This window comes from Roseovarius sp. S88, from assembly GCF_037023735.1.
Classification (GTDB): domain Bacteria; phylum Pseudomonadota; class Alphaproteobacteria; order Rhodobacterales; family Rhodobacteraceae; genus Roseovarius; species Roseovarius phycicola.
In genome coordinates, this window is sequence record NZ_CP146069.1 from 1,223,640 (window position 1) to 1,239,116 (window position 15,477).

The window sequence follows — 15,477 nt, forward strand, 5'->3', positions numbered from 1 at the left end:
GCGGTTATGCCGTGCCGACGCGCGCTTTGTGACACTGGCTGGGCTATTGCCCTTCACCGGCTTCCCGATCTGTCTTGGTCAGCCGTCCAATTGTAAACGATGTGCGTGGGGCCCAGACATAGCGGGTGCGCAAAGCAAGTGTCGGACGGGCCAGCATGCGCAGCATGCTGAAGAAGATCAAAAGCCCATGGGCGCTGGCGATCATCAGGAACATGGCTTGCGGCCCGTACCATTCGATCAGGCTGGACGCCACAAACGGCGCTGCGATGGCTCCGATGGCAAAGTAGAACATCAATGCGGCAGAGAGTTCGACGCGTTGTTCGGATGTGGCAAAGTCGTTGGCGTGCGCGGCGGCGACCGAGTAGATCGGGAAGGAAGTCGCGCCAAAGAAGAAGGCCGTCAGCAGGACGCCAGTGGGATGCATCGTGTCGACCAAAGCTGTTATCACGCAACACAGGATGGCCGCGACCGAAAGCCAGATCATCACCTTGCGGCGGTCGAATTTGTCGGCAAGCCAGCCTGCCGGGTATTGCGCCAGTGCCCCGCCCAGGATGAAGGCCGACAGGAACCAGGCGATCTGATCCAGCCTCAACCCCACCTGTTCGCCATAAAGCGGCCCGACCATGCGGAAGGTGGCGCTCGACAGGGCTGCGACGACCACGGCTGCGGTGGCGAGTGGCGAAATCTCCAACCCCAATTTGGGGCGCAGGCGCGGTGCGGCCGGGGTTTCTGGCTGACGCACCGTGGTCAAGGTCAGCGGCAAAAGCGACGCGCAGCAGATGATCGCGAGGATGTTGTAAGAGACATAGGATGCGGGCTCCAGAACCGAAATCAGCGATTGCGCGACAAGCTGCCCACCCATATCGACGATCCGGTAGGTGCCCATGGCCCGCCCACGTGTCTCATTGGTCACTTTCGCCTGCAACCAGGCTTCGATAATCGTGTAACACCCTGCCACGCAGATACCTGAGGCCACCCGCATCACCGCCCAGGCGATAGGATCGACCACCAGCATATGCGAGATAAGCCCAATGGCCCCGGCGGCGGTAAAGGCTGCAAAGGCGCGCGAATGCCCCACTGATCCCATGAGGCGCGGCGCCCACCAGCAGCCTATGAAAAAGCCAAAGAAATGCGCCGAGCCGAGAAAGCCGATCTGTTGTGTTGAGAAATCAAGCGTGATGCCCGAAAGCGCATCGAGTGGGGCCACTCCGCCTGTTGAAAGCTGCATCAGAACAACCGACAAGAACAGGGCGGCAAAGGAAATGAGCATGCGCATGACTGCAACTTTGCATGCGCATGGCTCTCAGGCCATAGCCTTTTCGACGGGGCAATGTCGTTTTTTGCCCGAGCGGTTACTTCTCAATCCGGGCGATGATGTTCAGATCAATCTGATCATCTACAAATCCGGGAAACCCGCCCGCACCAAAAGCGGCGCGGCTTATGGATCCGGTCAGTTGCACAATGAGGCGGCTTCGGTCGCCAACTTCCGTGCCACCTTGCCGGTAAAGCCCGGCATTGAGCGTCACAGGCCGTGTCACACCGCGCACGGTGAGATTGCCCTGAACCTTGGCTCCGCTCAGATCCCCAGTCACTTTGGTGGATTGGAACCGGATCTCTGGATAGGCCTGGGTGTGCAGCACTTCTGGCCCCTTCATCGTTTGCGTGGCAAAGATGAATCCCGCCTTGGCCCGGCGCGCATCAAGTGTCACATCCACCTGGCTGCGCGGAACATTGTCCAGATCAAGCACCATGCGCGCCGCTTTTACGGGCATGCGCCCACGGCTGGGATTGCCTTGGAATTGATAGGTGAAGCCCACCACGGAGTCCGGCGCGTTGAGCCGATATGTTTCGGGGGCTGCAAAAGCAGGGGCGGCAAGAAGCAGAGAGAGTAAAACCAAAATGCGCATGACAAAACCTTTTCGCGTTGTTCAGGAGATATACGCGTGATGGTCTGAATTTATTCCTGACAAGTTTTCACTTGGTTGTGTGCAAATTGGGGCGACATGTGGGGTTTTCTGGCGCATGCCGGGCCGAGATGCGGCCAGTGAAGCGGTCTTTCTGGACACGGAGACAGATGGTTTGGCCAATGTCGAGCGCGCCTGGCATGTCCAAACTGCGCGCAACGAGCGGGTAGTGTGTGCCGTCAAGCCCTGTGGCGCTATAGACAGGTCGACTGCCGTAGTCTGTATGGTGCTGTGCGACTGTGTCGATCCGAGCTTCGGCATGGGTGATCGAGGCTGGAATGCGCATTGTGAAGAGTGCAAGCAGGGCGATAACAACCACTAATTTTGCCAAGTTGATCCACAGTTTGCGGTCTTGCAGAGTATTGCGCCAAACTGCATGCGTAATTTCTGAATTTCTTTTTTTATCAGTCACTTAATTTATATGGGCGCTCTCCGCGCGCCGTTCAAGCGCAAATTGCCCCTTCACCCGGCTCACCTCCCATTCCGCTGGGGGCAGGGTCCGTGCCCGGCGGCGGGACAAATGCCAGGCACGGCGTCCTGAGCCATGATCAGGCGCCATGTGCCAGCGGCTTTCCACCCCCGGTGCGCCCCCATCCCCTTCGGTCAGGATCAGCCCCAAGGGCGCGCCCATACCTTCACCTGCGCCGGTTTCGGCTGCCAGATGCAGGCGCCGCACCGCCGTCAGCCCTGGAAGGCTGGGCAAATCCGCCACCACCAGTGGCACCACGCCCGCGCGCAGCACCTCCTCTAAGCACCAAAGCAGGTCGATGGGTTGGCGTGGGGTCAGAAAGGTGAACCGCCCAGGTTCTGCAAAGGCGCACATTCCCTCGGGATTTAGCCGGTCTGTCGCCCAGGCGGCGCTGATCCAGAACACCGGGCCGTCCGTTGCACGCGCCACCAGCATAGCCAGCGTGTGGCGCGCAGATCCGCAAAGTTCATGCACCCGGCCTGGCGTCAAAGTCATCTCGTCCAGCACTTTGAGAGGGGTGCGGTGCGCATGGCTGCTGCGGCGCGTGAGAAGGGTGCTGTCCATGCGGCAATTGTATAATGTTCACTAAATGTTCTCAATCCGCCAAATACAGCGTGACGCCAGTTTCAAATCCGCTAGATATGGGAAATCAACGTCGGGGAAGGGCAAACCATGCAGCGCAAACCATTGGGACGCACAGGAATTGAGGTCAGCGCGCTTTGCCTGGGGTCGATGACCTGGGGCAGTTCGAACACCGAAGCCGAAGGGCACGCTCAGATCGACATGGCGCTGGACCATGGCGTGGATTTCATCGACACCGCGGAAATGTACCCGACCTATCCCGTTAAGGCCGAAACCGTGGGCCTCACTGAAGAGATCATTGGCACCTGGCTGGCCAAAACCGGACGGCGCGGGGACATCGTGCTGGCGACCAAACATGCCGGCGAGGGGATGCGCCACATCCGCGATGGTGCGCCGATCACGTCCCAGAGCATTCCCAAGGCCATTGAGGCGTCGCTCAAACGCCTGCAGACGGATCACATCGACCTCTACCAATTCCACTGGCCCAATCGTGGCAGCTACATGTTCCGCCAGAACTGGGCCTACGATCCATCGAAACAGAACCCCGCAGAGACGCGAGCGCATATGGAAGACGCGCTGCACGCGCTTGCGCGGGAGGTCGACCGGGGCACGATCCGTGCCTTTGGCCTCAGTAACGAAAGCGCCTGGGGGACGGCACAATGGCTCAAAACCGCCGAAGAGATGGGCGGACCGCGTGTGGCGTCGATCCAGAACGAGTATTCGCTTCTGTGCCGCCTCTACGACACCGATTTGGCAGAACTGAGTGTCAACGAGGACGTGGGTCTCTTGGCCTTTTCGCCACTCGCGGCGGGTATGCTGACGGGCAAATACCAGAACAATCAGGTGCCCAAAGGCTCTCGCCTCGATATCAGCGGTGATCTGGGTGGGCGCAAAACCGAACGTGTCTTTGACGCCACTGAGGCCTATCTGCAAATCGCGCGAAATCATGGGCTGGAGCCAGTGCAAATGGCACTGGCCTGGTGTCTGACGCGGCCCTTCATGTGCTCCGCCATTTTCGGGGCGACTACGATGGCGCATCTGGAACTGGCACTAGGGTCGGCAGATGTCACGCTTTCCGATGAGATTCTGGCCGACATTGCCACGGCGCACAAGGCACATCCCATGCCCTATTGAACGGCTTCTTTCTTGTCTGAAATACCCCGGGGTCTGGGGCAGAGCCCCAGATGCGCTCACCCCTGCAGTGTCTTGAGATATCCTGGCACATCCCGAGCCGAGACATGTGCTTCGCGCACCAGGCTATCGAAATGTGCAGTCAGCACCTGAACCCGCTCTGTATCGCGAAACGCCATGTAATTGCGCCCCACGTAGAGCACCGCAAGAAGCGGGCCAAAAACCGTGATTGGTGCGGAATACAAGCGTCGCGCATCGTAAAAATAGAGCCGCAAGCGCGGATACAGCTGACCTGTGATCTGATGCAGATACGCCAGCTGTTCTGCGCGTATCTCGGAAGGTAAATCGCCGTAGTAGCCTTCGCCACGCGCACAGCTTTCAATCTCGAATATCGGTAAGGCGATTTCATAGTCCGACTGCGTCCCGCGCATCCACTTCAAACGATCCTCCGACGCGCCGATCGCTTGCTCTGTCGAGCGCCCAAGATGCGGCGTATATTCCCATTCCAGCATCGCCCTTGTCTTGAGCATGTCTGGCAGGCTCGCCGGGACGTGGCGAATTTTGTAGCCTGCGGCCTCTTTGTGCCAGTCAAAAATCTGCTCATCCACCAAGGCGCGCGGCGCTTCGGTCAGCGCAAGCGTGTTGGCCAACACATCCGCCGCCGTTTCCGGCAGGTCGGTCAGCCCCAACAACCAGTCTGATGAGACACCCAAACAGGTTGCGCATTCCCCCACCACCTGGGCATTGGGAAGCCGCGCCCCGGTGTCCTTGAGAAGCTGTGACAAAGTAGAGCGATCGACGCCAACAGCACGCGCCAGAGCGCTTTGCGACATGGCCCTATCGCGCATGGCTTCCTGAAGGCGAGTGCGGAACAGTTCTGCGCGGTCTCTTTTGTCAGTTTTTTCCATCATATTGTGATTTTTATCAACATTGGCGAGATTTGTTAACCGTATACCGAATACCCTGCTGACAAATTTTGACGTAACACTTTTGTGAACGGGGAAATTTGGAAACGGAATGACGGAAACCCACGATGAAAATTGGGTGGAATGGCCGACGCTGGTCTTGATGCTGGCGTGCTACGTCACCTGGGGCCTGGCGCTCTTCTGGGTCAGTGCTCTTTGGTTGCCGCTGGGCATGCTGTTGGCGACGCTCTGCGTGGCCTTGCACTCGTCGCTGACCCATGAGCTGATCCATGGGCATCCGTTCCGTTCGGCATGGGCGAACGAGGTTTTGGGCTTCTTCTGCCTTGGTCTTTTCGTGCCATACCGACGGTTTCAGGACCTGCATCTGGCGCATCACCAGGACGGCAACCTGACCGATCCCTATGACGATCCGGAATCAAACTACCTTGATCCGGGCGTCTGGTCGCGGCTTCCCCTTGCCATGCGGTGGCTTTTGCGAGTCAACAACACCCTGCTGGGCCGCATGATTGTGGGGCCGGCGGTTGGGCAACTGGCATTCCTGCGCGAGGATTTGGCAGCGATAAAGGCAGGCAACACTGCCGTGCGTATGGCCTGGGTTTTGCAAATACCGTCAGTGGCGCTGGTTCTCGTGATGGTGATCGCCTCGCCCATGCCACTATGGGCGTATCTCATCTGTGCTTACGCAGGGTACGGCATCATAAAGATCCGGACGTTTCTGGAGCATCGCGCGCATGACAGAGCCAGTGGTAGAACCGTTGTGGTCGAAGGCGGCGGACTGTTGTCATTTTTGTTTTTAAACAACAACCTACACGTTGTGCACCACATGCATCCAGGGGTAGCTTGGTACAAGCTTCCAGCGCTGTGGCGCGCGAAGAGAGACCATTACCTGAGGCGCAACGAGGGCTACTACTATCAGTCCTATGCCGAGATTTTCCGCGCACATTTGCTGCGCGCAAAAGACCCGGTACCGCATCCTCTGCGCACGCAATCGGACTGGCCTGCTGAATAAAACTCGGGCAAGAGGGGCCCATGGTCGAGACCTGGATCCTTCTGTCTATCATGGCGGCGCTGTTCCAAACGCTGCGCTTCATGCTGCAAAAGTCGCTCAGCATGGGCACACTCAGCGCATTGGGCGCCACTTTCGCCCGGTTCGCTTATGCGGCACCGTTGGCGGCTTGTGTCGCGTTTGGCTACGCGATTTGGCTGGGTGAGGAACTACCGCACGTTGGGTGTCTTTTCTGGCTCTACGTCCTAAGCGGTGGTTTGGCGCAGATCCTCGCCACATTGTGTGTGGTATTGCTTTTCGCCGAACGCAACTTTGCCGTGGGCATCACATTCAAGAAAACCGAAGTCATCCAGACAGCGCTTGTCGGGTTTGTCCTTCTCGGCGATCAGATCAGCTTGCCCGCTTTTTTCGCCATATTTCTTGGGTTGATCGGGGTGCTGGTGCTGTCGGACATGCCGGAGGGTGCGAGCGGATGGACAAAGCGGTTCGTCAATCGTGCCGCGGGACTTGGCTTGGTCTCGGGCGCATTTTTTGCAATTTCCGCCGTGACCTATCGCGGTGCTACACTGGAAGTGGCCAGCGACGATGCATTCTTGCGCGCCATGCTGTCGGTCGCCGCCGTGACGGCATCACAGACGATTGGAATGACGTTATACCTGCGCCTGAAAGAGCCGGGACAGCTCTCACGTGTCTGGGCTGCGCGTTCCAAAGCGATTTGGATGGGCATCACAAGCCTTTTGGGTAGCGTGGGCTGGTTCACGGCCTTCACCCTGCAAAATGCGGCTTACGTGTTTGCTGTGGGGCAGGTCGAAGTGATCTTCTCAATCATGGCATCCGTGCTGTTTTTCAAAGAAAAGATTACATCGCGAGAGGTGCTTGGCATGGCGCTCTTGAGCGCCAGTATCATCGCGCTTGTGGCGCTGGGTTAATCTGTGTTTTTCGGCTCAAAGCCACGCAAGCGCAGGAACAAGCTGGCCTCGTCATCATTGCGAAAAAACGGAACGGTTTCGGGCGGCTCGGGATCCCGCACGCGCGCCTCGATTTCGGCCAGCACAACCTCGGTGATGAAGGGTAAATCAAAACTGCGCGCCTCAGAGAGCGGCACCCATTGCAGATGGCTCAGTTCTTCGGAAGCGGCGGAGAAGTCATCCAGATCACTGGCAATCGCCGCGGCATCGATCAGAAAGAACCGTGCATCAAACCGGCGTGGCCGACCCGGCGGAGTGATGGCGCGAAACACAAATTGCAGCGCGTGAGCGGTGGGCACATGTCCGGTTTCCGCGAACCCGGTCCAATCCGGCGCTGGTGCGATGGGCCAGTCTCCGGGTTCGCCCAGGATAAGCCCGGTTTCTTCCCAAAGCTCACGAATAGTGGCGGCCGCGAGGGCGTGGCTCAGATCCTGTACACTGTCTTCACGCAGCCGGTCCGAGCAAAGCGCGGGTAGTGGGCGGGCCAGCGGGATATCCGCATCACCCGCGTCCACGGCCCCGCCGGGAAAGACAAATTTGTTGGGCATAAAGGCGGCTTTTGCGCCGCGCTGACCCATCAGGACCTGAGGGCGCGACGTGCGATCACGCAGCACGATGACCGTGGCGGCATCACGAATTGCCGTCTTGTCGAGGGTTTGGGTGTCGCTCATTTGTGCCCTTCCTACTCGGAAAGGGTTAGCCCGGTGCTCCGAACCCGTGCATCAGACGGGCCCATTGGAAGCCAACAATCGCCCCTTTCAACCTTGGCAGAAGGTAAAGCGACAATGTCACGCAGCCAATAGAGAATATGGTAAAAAGCACCAGCGGGTCTGGCCGCCAGGTTGTGAATACCACATGCAACAACGGCGCCATGAGGTGCCCGACAATCAGGATCGTCAGGTAGGCCGGCCCGTCATCGGCGCGGTGGTGCGACAAGTCTTCGCGGCAAACCGTGCAGGTATCGCGCACCTTGAGATAGCTTTTCATCAGCGGACCACTGCCGCAATTCGGGCACTTGCGCCGAAACCCCCGTCGAACCGCAGGCCAGAGTTCGCGCTCTTCCTGATGTGCCTGTACATCGCTCATTGAGAACCTCGTCAAACAATGGCGGGACCCTTACCGAAGTTCGAACCGAATTGAACCCGGCAAACTGCCACCGCGTCGCGATGTCGCAAACCTCGGGGGGTGATCGGACGTCAGAAAAAAAATTTGCGATCCGGCGACGGAATGAGCCGTTTGGCGCGTTGAAGGTCATGTGATCTGTCCGAAAGAGGCCGTCACATCCCTGAGCAAAGGTTTTGCAAATTGGAGAGCAAAAAAAATGAAAAATTCAGTATTGATCGGCGCATTGGGCGTCTCAATTGTCCTCGGTGGCACGGCGCAAAGCCTGGCGGCTCCAGAGGGGTACGGCCCTCGACACAGCTTCGAGACGCTGGATGCAGACAAGGATGGTCAGGTGACACAGGCCGAGTTTGATGCCCATCGCGCCGAGCGGTTTGCCAAGGCGGACACCAACAGCGACGGGCTTTTGTCACGAGACGAAATTCTCGCCAAGGGACAACAGCGCGCCGAGCGTTTTGCGGATCGCATGTTCAAACGGTTGGACGAAAACCGCGACGGGGCGATCAGCCTGGCAGAGATGTCCGAAGGACGCGGCAACCGTTTTTTTGATCGCGCCGACAGCGATGGCGATGGTGCGGTGTCCGAGGCTGAATTTGATAAGATGAAGGCGCGGATGATCGAACGGCACACGTCGCGCCAAAAGGACCAAGAATAACACCATTGCGCGGCCCGAGCGAAGCGTTCGGGCCGCGCAACCGCAATTGATTGACCTCGCAGGACAGGGCGCAGGATACTTGGCCAGAATGACAGACCGCTCTGACCGCATAAAGGAGGCGCCCAATGAGGCGCTTTTGGTGCTCTTTGCCAATGGCGACCCGCAGGCCGCCGAGACGTTGACCGGTCGACTCGCGCCAAAGATCATGGCGCATGCGTTTCGACTTCTGGGAAGCCGCGCCGAAGCCGAGGATGTCACCCAGGAGGCCATGTTGCGGTTGTGGCGGCAAGCGCCGAACTGGCGTCAGGGGGAGGCACAGGTCACAACCTGGCTTTACCGGGTGGTGGCCAATCTTTGTACGGACCGGCTGCGCCGCAGCCATCGCGCCGCGCCGCTGGAGGCTGCGGGTGATCCAGTGGATAGCGGCGCGGGACCGGCACAGCGCATGCAAGAGGCGGCACGCGCCAAGGCGCTGCAAATGGCACTGGGGCAACTTCCTGATCGCCAGAGGCAGGCGGTGGTGCTGCGCCACATCGAAGAGCTGGGTAATGCCCAGATTGCCGAGATCATGGATCTCAGCATAGAGGCCGTTGAAAGCCTGATTGCGCGAGGCAAAAAGGCGCTGAGCGCAAGTTTGAGGAACCAAAGTGAAGAGCTGGGGTATTCGGAATGACACGTAACCAGGACAACAAACACAGTCAGGATGATGCGTTTCTCGAGACGCATTTCGAAGCCGCACGCCGGCACGTGCCCGCGCCCGGCGATGATGTGATTCAGCGTATTCTGGAAGATGCCAACGCCCAACAGGCCGCGCCGTGCGGTCCACGGGTTGAGCCAGTTCAAAAGGCCCCCCATGGGATCAAAGCGCTTTTGGACGCGCTAGGAGGGTGGCCCGCCGCAGCGAGCCTGTCGTGCGCTGCTGCGGTGGGGTTGTGGATTGGCGTGGCGCCACCGGACGTGCTGACCTTCGTAGCGCAGGACTATTTTTCGACACAAACGGATGGCGCGCCTGCAGCGGATGCTGATGGCGGATTTGATTTTCTTGAGGAGATGTTGTGATGGTGGGTCAAACAGGTCATTCCCCGAACCCTCAACCGCCTGCACCACGCTCTCCGCGGTGGATGCGCGTGACGCTTGTGCTGTCGTTGGCGCTGAACCTGTTGGTCGTGGGCGCAATCCTTGGCGCGGCACTATCAGGCGGTGGAAAATGGCGGGGGGGCGGACATAGTGAGCGCTTTGCCGGGCCTTTGACTCGTGCGTTCAGCGAAGAAGATCAACGGGTTCTCAAACGCCGCATGACCATGGCGTATATTTCCGAACGGGATGGCTGGGGCGCGCATCGCGCGGCCATAAAGAACCTTGCCAAGGCATTGCGGCAAACGCCCTACGATGCCGAGGCGACGCGTGTCGAGATGGAAGGCATGCGCGCACTTCTTGGACAGCGTTTTGACACAGCACAAAACGTGTTGGCCGATCACATTGCCAAAATGAGCGATGCGGATCGGGCCATCCTGGCAGATAGTCTGGAAGAAGAATTGCGCCGACGGCGACGCTAGGGGTTCAGGCCGCTGTGCGGGTGCAAAGTGTGACCGTGCCACGCCCATCGGATTTTGAGCCGTAAAGCGCGCGGTCTGCGCGCCGGAAGAGTGCGTCAGGTGTAAGACAATGGCCATCTGCTCCGTTCAGCAAGGCCACGCCAAGGCTCGTTGTCACTGTGATAGACTGCGACGCCGGGCCGGAGATAGACCCGATTTGCATGCGCGTGTTGCGCACGGATTGGCAGATACGACGCGCTGTCTGATTGGCCTGAGCGGGTGTGACATTGGGCAGAAGTATCATGAACTCCTCGCCGCCGATCCGCGCCACGATGTCTTCCTTGCGCAAGGACCCTGACATGATTTGTGCAACCTGGGATAAAACCGCGTCTCCAGCAGCGTGACCATACCGGTCATTGACCAGTTTGAAGTGATCCAGATCAGCAATAATCAGCGCCATTTCACCCTTGTTTTGCAATGTTTCTGTCGCAAGCCGATCAAGTTGCGACATACCGAACCGGCGATTGTAAAGCCCTGTTAAGGGATCCGTCACCGCCGCCTGCAACCCGGATCTGACACCGGCCAGCAATCGATCGTCTTCCATCTTGCGATTGATCTGAAGGTTCAGACGCCAATCAACCTCGCCCATATGAGTGCCGTAATCGATCACATCATGTGCCCCCATATCCAGCGCGGTGGCCGCAAGGGGAGCTTTGGCATAATCCATGAGCGCAATGATCTTGGCATCACGTGTTTGTGGCGCTGTGCGCAGCTCTGCCAGTGGGGCAAGCCCGTGCTCATCGCGTGCCCTACCGATTTCAAGCAAGACAGCGTCGGGATGTGTTTGCAGGTCCTTCAATCCACGCCCGCTACGCATGTCGTACCGTTCCAGTTGATGTGTCGTGGCCGAGGACAGTTCGTTGTAGAACCGGTGCCAGGACACGCCAGCTGATTTCGTATCGCGTGCTGGATGGGTGCGCGGGGTCACCGCGGCAATGCGACCGGGTCGCAGGAAGGTTGCGCGTGCATCGGCAAACCCGAAAACTTCGGCGGCTTCCGGTTTGATCCACTGATCCGTGTCGCGATGTGCATTGCGCATCAGGGTGCGCAGCCGAGCCAACAGAACCGTATCCGAGATTGGGGATGTGATCACATCTGCCGCCCCTTCGCGAAAGCGGCGCATGCGGAGTTGCGCATCATCTTCGGTTGTCAAAGCAACAATGGGTGTTTTTCGACATCCTGGAAGTGCGTGAAGCTGATCGTGAAACGCGCCGAATCCCATATCCGTCAACTCGGATGTGACGAGGACCAAATCCGGCATTTCAGTCGCACAGATTGCAAGCGCGTCTTGCGCGGAAGATGCCTGAAACACCGAATAAAACGCAGAAGACAGTTTGACTTTCAAAACAATCCGATTGGTCGTGATACTATCCACGATCAGGATATCGCCCGACATAAGGAAACAGCCTTTCGCACTTGCCTTCAATTTGTGGCATCGACTATCCATGGCATTGGTTAAGAAACCCTTTCATGGAGTTAAACCGGATGAATGCAGCGCAAGAGGCCGCTGAAACGCTTGCGCTGCAAGCTTTGGCATGGCTTGCGGCAAAGCCGGACCTTCTGGACGTGTTCATGGGGGCCACTGGTGTCGGGAGGGATGACCTGCGTGACAGGGCACAAGACTCTGATTTTCTTGTCTCAGTGCTGGATTTTCTGATGATGGATGATGCGTGGGTTATGGAGTTTTGCACAGCCCACAACCACCCAAACGAAGCCCCGATGCAGGCGCGTGCAGCGCTGCCTGGTGGGGCGGAAGTGAACTGGACATGAACAAAACATGGTAAGCAACGTGTCAAGAAAGGTTGATGGTCTGCTCTTTGACAAAGACGGCACGCTTTTCGATTTTCACACCACCTGGAGCAGTTGGGCGGGACACATCATCGACAGCCTGTCTGAAGGTGACGCTGCGCTGCGTGTGCGTCTGGCCGACGCCATGCACTACGATCTGGACCAAGGGCAGTTCGCGCCCACAAGCCCGATCATCGCAGGTACCAACCGAGAAGCGGCAGAATGCGTGGCGAAGGCCATTACGGATCGCTCGGTGGAAGAGCTTGAAGACTATCTTATGCGTACCTCATCCACAGCACCACAGGCCGAGACCGTACCGCTTGCACCTTTCCTGACGTCGCTGGCCGAAAACGGTGTCTCTTTGGGCGTCATGACAAATGACACCGAATATGGTGCACGCGCCCATCTGGGCTCAGCGGGTGTGACGGACCATTTCGATTTCATCGCGGGGTTCGATTCCGGCTTTGGAGCCAAACCTTCTCCTGATCCCTGTCTGGCTTTTGCACGCGCGCTGGAGTTGGACCCGGCCCGTGTTGCTATGGTTGGTGACAGCACCCATGATCTTCTCGCGGGCCGCGCGGCGGGCATGCAAACCATCGGTGTGCTCACTGGTACGGCTTTGGAAGCTGATCTTGCTCCCTTTGCGGACGTCGTCTTTCCCGATATCGGCCACATCCCGGCCTGGCTACCTGCATGACCAAAGCACCGCTTTATGGGGTGCTGCTTGCATTCGCGGGTACGGTGATCCTGACGCCCGATGCACTGCTGATGCGGCTCTCAAACATGAGTGGGTTTCAAATGGCCGGATGGCGCGGGCTCTTTATGGGATCAATGATGGTGCTGGCCTGGGCTATGACCAGCCGAAGCCGTGCTGGTGATCTTGCGCGGTTGCGCACGAAACCCGGTGCGCTCATCGTCCTTGCGCAAGTGTTCAACTCCACGCTGTTTTGCCTGGGCATCGCCACGGCCCCTGCGGCTGTTGTGCTGATGGGTGTCGCGGCGGTGCCTGTCTTTGCCGCCATACTCAGCCGCTATGTGACGCAAGAGACCACGTCGGCGGCGACTTGGGCTGCCATCGCGGCTGTTATGGCCGGAATTGGCATCGCCGTATTGGGCGGTGGGCATGGCACAGTTGCGCTCGATTGGCGTTTGATCGCGGGGGCGGGCTTTGGCCTCGGTGTGGCTTTTGCGCTTGCGCTCAACTTCGTCACCCTGCGTGCGCAACCTGATTTGCCGATCCTTCTTGCCATCGGAATCGGTGCGTGGATTGCAGGTATCATTGGCTGGGCGATCACAGGCCCAGCGCAAATGATGCAGGGGGCTGTCTGGGCCATGGCTGTAACCGGACTTGTTGTGTTGCCCGTGTCCTTCTTTATGCTCTCGCTGTCAGCGCGCCATACATTGGCCGCTAATGTCAGTCTGATCATGTTACTTGAAACTGTGCTGGGACCATTCTGGGTCTGGCTTGGTGTGGGTGAAGTGCCGACACAGGCAATGCTCTTGGGGGGAGCTATCGTGGTGAGCAGCCTTGGGCTGTATCTCTGGCATTTGCGGCGGCAGGCGTTGCGTGTGATGCCATAGGCCATCCGCGACAGCATGTGTCGTAAAGTGACAAACCTCCACTCCAAACCGATGCTTGCATAAGACCAAGCCACCAGGGAGGGCCAAGGTCATGGCAGAGGCATCCACACGCAGACGACGCAGCGGCGGACGGGCGGGCAATGCCACACGACGCGGCACGACCATCATCGACCAGATGCCCTGGAACCCGCCAATCAACACTGATCGTCCAATCGAGCCGCTGACCGAAGAGGGCATTCAGGCGATCCATGACGGTGCGATGCGCATTCTTGAAGAGATAGGCGTCGAGTTTCTAAACCCAGAGGCTGTGGAGGTTCTCAAAGGTTCTGGTGGATGCACGGTTGACGGGGAAAACGTCCGCATGGGGCGGGATTTCGTGATGGAGATGGTGGGCAAAGCGCCATCTGAATTCACCATCACACCGCGCAATCCTGAACGCGCCATCACCATCGGTGGCAAGCATTTGAACTTTGGCAACGTCTCCTCGCCGCCCAGCTATTGGGATATGGAGATTGGCAAGAAGGTGACGGGCACGCGTGAGATGTGTGCCAACCTTCTGAAATTGAGCCAGTATTTCAACTGCATCCATTTTGTTGGTGGCTACCCGGTTGAGCCACAAGATATCCATGCCAGCATCCGTCACCTGGATGTGCTTTATGACAAGCTCACCCTCACCGATAAGGTGGCGCATGCCTATTGCCTGGGCAAGGAACGGGTTGAGGACGTGATGGAGATGGTGCGCATCGCAGGCGGGCATTCGGATGAGGAGTTCGAGGCTGGACCGAAGATGTATTCCAACATCAATTCCACCTCACCGCTAAAACATGACTTTCCGATGCTCGATGGCTGGATGCGTCTGGCCCGGCGCAATCAAGGGCTGGTGGTGACACCCTTTACTTTGGCCGGTGCGATGGCACCTGTGACCATGGCAGGTGCTGTAGCACAATCTCTCGCCGAAGGGCTTTGCGCCATCGTCCTTGCACAAATTATCCGCCCCGGGGCCGCCTGTGCGATTGGCACATTCACGTCCAACGTGGATATGAAGTCTGGAGCACCCGCCTTTGGCACACCGGAATACATGCGCGCCACCCAAATGACCGGTCAGATGGCCCGGTTCTACGGGCTGCCCATGCGCGCCAGTGGCGTCTGCGCGGCCAACGTGCCCGATGGACAGGCCATGTGGGAGACCTCCAACAGCCTGTGGTCGGCCGTTCAATCCGGCGCGCATATGGTTTATCACGCCGCAGGCTGGCTAGAGGGCGGGTTGATCGCATCCCCGGAGAAATTCGTGATGGATTGCGAAATCCTGCAACATATTCAGCGATATATGGATCCGATGATCACGGCGACAGGCACGGATGACATCGCCCTCGACGCCATTCGCGAAGTTGGCAATCAGGGCCATTTCTTTGGCATTCAGCACACGCAAGATCGCTACACCACCGCGTTTTATCAGCCATACCTAAGCGATTGGCGCAATTTCGAGGCTTGGGAGGCCGCAGGCGGTATCTGGACAGCACAACGTGCACACCAGACTTTCCAGGACATCATCGGAGGGTTTGAAGCGCCGCCGATAGATGAGGCAATCCGTGAGGAACTGGCAGACTTTGTTGCGCGTCGCAAAGAGGAAGGCGGCGCGCCAACAGACTTCTAGATGAAAGTAAATGGCTGATAATTAGCAACTAAAGCC

Annotated in this window: 19 protein-coding genes; 11 read left to right on the forward strand and 8 right to left on the reverse strand. The window is 58.4% G+C overall.

Features of this window, described 5'->3' with window-relative positions; translation table 11 throughout:
• Nucleotides 1-43 precede the first annotated feature (43 nt).
• The 4 genes from RZ517_RS06195 to RZ517_RS06210 form a co-directional block, all read right to left on the reverse strand.
• On the reverse strand, nucleotides 44-1,276 hold the full coding sequence (locus RZ517_RS06195; RefSeq protein WP_338550596.1) for an MFS transporter: 1,233 nt from the start codon (nucleotides 1,274-1,276) through the stop codon (nucleotides 44-46).
• Between the two features lie 76 nt (nucleotides 1,277-1,352).
• Nucleotides 1,353-1,907, reverse strand: a complete 555-nt coding sequence (locus RZ517_RS06200; protein ID WP_317055674.1) for a YceI family protein — start codon at nucleotides 1,905-1,907, stop codon at nucleotides 1,353-1,355.
• Nucleotides 1,908-1,974: 67 nt separating this feature from the next.
• On the reverse strand, nucleotides 1,975-2,295 hold the full coding sequence (locus tag RZ517_RS06205) for a hypothetical protein (RefSeq protein ID WP_338550597.1): 321 nt from the start codon (nucleotides 2,293-2,295) through the stop codon (nucleotides 1,975-1,977).
• Nucleotides 2,296-2,376: 81 nt separating this feature from the next.
• Nucleotides 2,377-2,997 carry an ImuA family protein gene (locus RZ517_RS06210; RefSeq protein WP_338550598.1) on the reverse strand — a complete coding sequence of 207 codons (621 nt, stop codon included), beginning with the start codon at nucleotides 2,995-2,997 and terminating at the stop codon, nucleotides 2,377-2,379.
• A gap of 108 nt (nucleotides 2,998-3,105) precedes the next feature.
• On the opposite strand from RZ517_RS06210, the gene RZ517_RS06215 reads away from it, so the two are divergent.
• Nucleotides 3,106-4,149: an aldo/keto reductase gene (locus tag RZ517_RS06215; protein ID WP_338550599.1), complete on the forward strand. Its 1,044-nt coding sequence runs from the start codon at nucleotides 3,106-3,108 to the stop codon at nucleotides 4,147-4,149.
• 56 nt (nucleotides 4,150-4,205) lie between these two features.
• On the opposite strand, the gene RZ517_RS06220 is transcribed toward RZ517_RS06215, so the two are convergent.
• Entirely contained in the window at nucleotides 4,206-5,057 is an 852-nt protein-coding gene (locus RZ517_RS06220; RefSeq protein WP_338550600.1) for a helix-turn-helix domain-containing protein, read from the reverse strand.
• A 106-nt stretch (nucleotides 5,058-5,163) separates the two neighbouring features.
• On the opposite strand from RZ517_RS06220, the gene RZ517_RS06225 reads away from it, so the two are divergent.
• Together RZ517_RS06225 and RZ517_RS06230 are read left to right on the forward strand one after the other, a co-directional pair.
• Nucleotides 5,164-6,081 (forward strand): fatty acid desaturase, encoded by a 918-nt coding sequence (locus tag RZ517_RS06225; RefSeq protein WP_338550601.1) that lies wholly within the window; start codon nucleotides 5,164-5,166, stop codon nucleotides 6,079-6,081.
• 20 nt (nucleotides 6,082-6,101) lie between these two features.
• A complete protein-coding gene (locus RZ517_RS06230; RefSeq protein WP_338550602.1) occupies nucleotides 6,102-7,007 on the forward strand; it encodes a DMT family transporter in 906 nt (301 codons plus the stop codon).
• Here RZ517_RS06230 and RZ517_RS06235 read toward each other — a convergent pair.
• Both RZ517_RS06235 and RZ517_RS06240 read right to left on the reverse strand, forming a co-directional pair.
• Nucleotides 7,004-7,717, reverse strand: coding sequence for an NUDIX hydrolase (locus tag RZ517_RS06235; protein WP_338550603.1), 714 nt, complete (start codon nucleotides 7,715-7,717; stop codon nucleotides 7,004-7,006). The genes RZ517_RS06230 and RZ517_RS06235 overlap by 4 nt on opposite strands.
• 25 nt (nucleotides 7,718-7,742) lie before the next feature.
• A complete protein-coding gene (locus tag RZ517_RS06240; RefSeq protein WP_338550604.1) occupies nucleotides 7,743-8,132 on the reverse strand; it encodes a DUF983 domain-containing protein in 390 nt (129 codons plus the stop codon).
• A 235-nt stretch (nucleotides 8,133-8,367) separates the two neighbouring features.
• On the opposite strand from RZ517_RS06240, the gene RZ517_RS06245 reads away from it, so the two are divergent.
• From RZ517_RS06245 to RZ517_RS06260, 4 genes are all read left to right on the forward strand, one after another.
• A complete protein-coding gene (locus RZ517_RS06245; RefSeq protein WP_338550605.1) occupies nucleotides 8,368-8,823 on the forward strand; it encodes an EF-hand domain-containing protein in 456 nt (151 codons plus the stop codon).
• A gap of 88 nt (nucleotides 8,824-8,911) precedes the next feature.
• Nucleotides 8,912-9,496 carry an RNA polymerase sigma factor gene (locus RZ517_RS06250; protein WP_338550606.1) on the forward strand — a complete coding sequence of 195 codons (585 nt, stop codon included), beginning with the start codon at nucleotides 8,912-8,914 and terminating at the stop codon, nucleotides 9,494-9,496.
• Nucleotides 9,493-9,882, forward strand: a complete 390-nt coding sequence (locus tag RZ517_RS06255) for a hypothetical protein (RefSeq protein ID WP_338550607.1) — start codon at nucleotides 9,493-9,495, stop codon at nucleotides 9,880-9,882. The genes RZ517_RS06250 and RZ517_RS06255 overlap by 4 nt, the downstream gene beginning before the upstream one ends.
• A complete protein-coding gene (locus tag RZ517_RS06260) occupies nucleotides 9,882-10,379 on the forward strand; it encodes a periplasmic heavy metal sensor (RefSeq protein WP_338550608.1) in 498 nt (165 codons plus the stop codon). The genes RZ517_RS06255 and RZ517_RS06260 overlap by 1 nt, the downstream gene beginning before the upstream one ends.
• A gap of 4 nt (nucleotides 10,380-10,383) precedes the next feature.
• On the opposite strand, the gene RZ517_RS06265 is transcribed toward RZ517_RS06260, so the two are convergent.
• Complete coding sequence (locus RZ517_RS06265) at nucleotides 10,384-11,814, reverse strand: diguanylate cyclase (protein ID WP_338550609.1); 1,431 nt, start codon at nucleotides 11,812-11,814, stop codon at nucleotides 10,384-10,386.
• 89 nt (nucleotides 11,815-11,903) lie between these two features.
• On the opposite strand from RZ517_RS06265, the gene RZ517_RS06270 reads away from it, so the two are divergent.
• From RZ517_RS06270 to RZ517_RS06285, 4 genes are all read left to right on the forward strand, one after another.
• A complete protein-coding gene (locus tag RZ517_RS06270; protein WP_338550610.1) occupies nucleotides 11,904-12,188 on the forward strand; it encodes a DUF3572 domain-containing protein in 285 nt (94 codons plus the stop codon).
• Nucleotides 12,189-12,195: 7 nt separating this feature from the next.
• On the forward strand, nucleotides 12,196-12,903 hold the full coding sequence (locus tag RZ517_RS06275) for an HAD family hydrolase (protein ID WP_338550611.1): 708 nt from the start codon (nucleotides 12,196-12,198) through the stop codon (nucleotides 12,901-12,903).
• Entirely contained in the window at nucleotides 12,900-13,787 is an 888-nt protein-coding gene (locus RZ517_RS06280) for a DMT family transporter (RefSeq protein ID WP_338550613.1), read from the forward strand. The genes RZ517_RS06275 and RZ517_RS06280 overlap by 4 nt, the downstream gene beginning before the upstream one ends.
• A 91-nt stretch (nucleotides 13,788-13,878) precedes the next feature.
• Nucleotides 13,879-15,441, forward strand: coding sequence for a trimethylamine methyltransferase family protein (locus tag RZ517_RS06285; protein ID WP_338550614.1), 1,563 nt, complete (start codon nucleotides 13,879-13,881; stop codon nucleotides 15,439-15,441).
• Nucleotides 15,442-15,477: the final 36 nt, after the last annotated feature.

Bases quoted from the DNA above. Each gene is read 5' to 3' on its own strand.
- RZ517_RS06220 (WP_338550600.1), bottom strand. From the start codon at position 5,057: ATGATGGAAAAAACTGACAAAAGAGACCGCGCAGAACTGTTCCGCACT.
- RZ517_RS06270 (WP_338550610.1), top strand. From the start codon at position 11,904: ATGAATGCAGCGCAAGAGGCCGCTGAAACGCTTGCGCTGCAAGCTTTG.
- RZ517_RS06230 (WP_338550602.1), top strand. From the start codon at position 6,102: ATGGTCGAGACCTGGATCCTTCTGTCTATCATGGCGGCGCTGTTCCAA.
- RZ517_RS06210 (WP_338550598.1), bottom strand. From the start codon at position 2,997: ATGGACAGCACCCTTCTCACGCGCCGCAGCAGCCATGCGCACCGCACC.
- RZ517_RS06200 (WP_317055674.1), bottom strand. From the start codon at position 1,907: ATGCGCATTTTGGTTTTACTCTCTCTGCTTCTTGCCGCCCCTGCTTTT.
- RZ517_RS06275 (WP_338550611.1), top strand. From the start codon at position 12,196: ATGGTAAGCAACGTGTCAAGAAAGGTTGATGGTCTGCTCTTTGACAAA.
- RZ517_RS06240 (WP_338550604.1), bottom strand. From the start codon at position 8,132: ATGAGCGATGTACAGGCACATCAGGAAGAGCGCGAACTCTGGCCTGCG.
- RZ517_RS06235 (WP_338550603.1), bottom strand. From the start codon at position 7,717: ATGAGCGACACCCAAACCCTCGACAAGACGGCAATTCGTGATGCCGCC.
- RZ517_RS06250 (WP_338550606.1), top strand. From the start codon at position 8,912: ATGACAGACCGCTCTGACCGCATAAAGGAGGCGCCCAATGAGGCGCTT.
- RZ517_RS06280 (WP_338550613.1), top strand. From the start codon at position 12,900: ATGACCAAAGCACCGCTTTATGGGGTGCTGCTTGCATTCGCGGGTACG.
- RZ517_RS06265 (WP_338550609.1), bottom strand. From the start codon at position 11,814: ATGTCGGGCGATATCCTGATCGTGGATAGTATCACGACCAATCGGATT.
- RZ517_RS06285 (WP_338550614.1), top strand. From the start codon at position 13,879: ATGGCAGAGGCATCCACACGCAGACGACGCAGCGGCGGACGGGCGGGC.
- RZ517_RS06255 (WP_338550607.1), top strand. From the start codon at position 9,493: ATGACACGTAACCAGGACAACAAACACAGTCAGGATGATGCGTTTCTC.
- RZ517_RS06215 (WP_338550599.1), top strand. From the start codon at position 3,106: ATGCAGCGCAAACCATTGGGACGCACAGGAATTGAGGTCAGCGCGCTT.
- RZ517_RS06260 (WP_338550608.1), top strand. From the start codon at position 9,882: ATGGTGGGTCAAACAGGTCATTCCCCGAACCCTCAACCGCCTGCACCA.
- RZ517_RS06245 (WP_338550605.1), top strand. From the start codon at position 8,368: ATGAAAAATTCAGTATTGATCGGCGCATTGGGCGTCTCAATTGTCCTC.
- RZ517_RS06195 (WP_338550596.1), bottom strand. From the start codon at position 1,276: ATGCGCATGCTCATTTCCTTTGCCGCCCTGTTCTTGTCGGTTGTTCTG.
- RZ517_RS06225 (WP_338550601.1), top strand. From the start codon at position 5,164: ATGACGGAAACCCACGATGAAAATTGGGTGGAATGGCCGACGCTGGTC.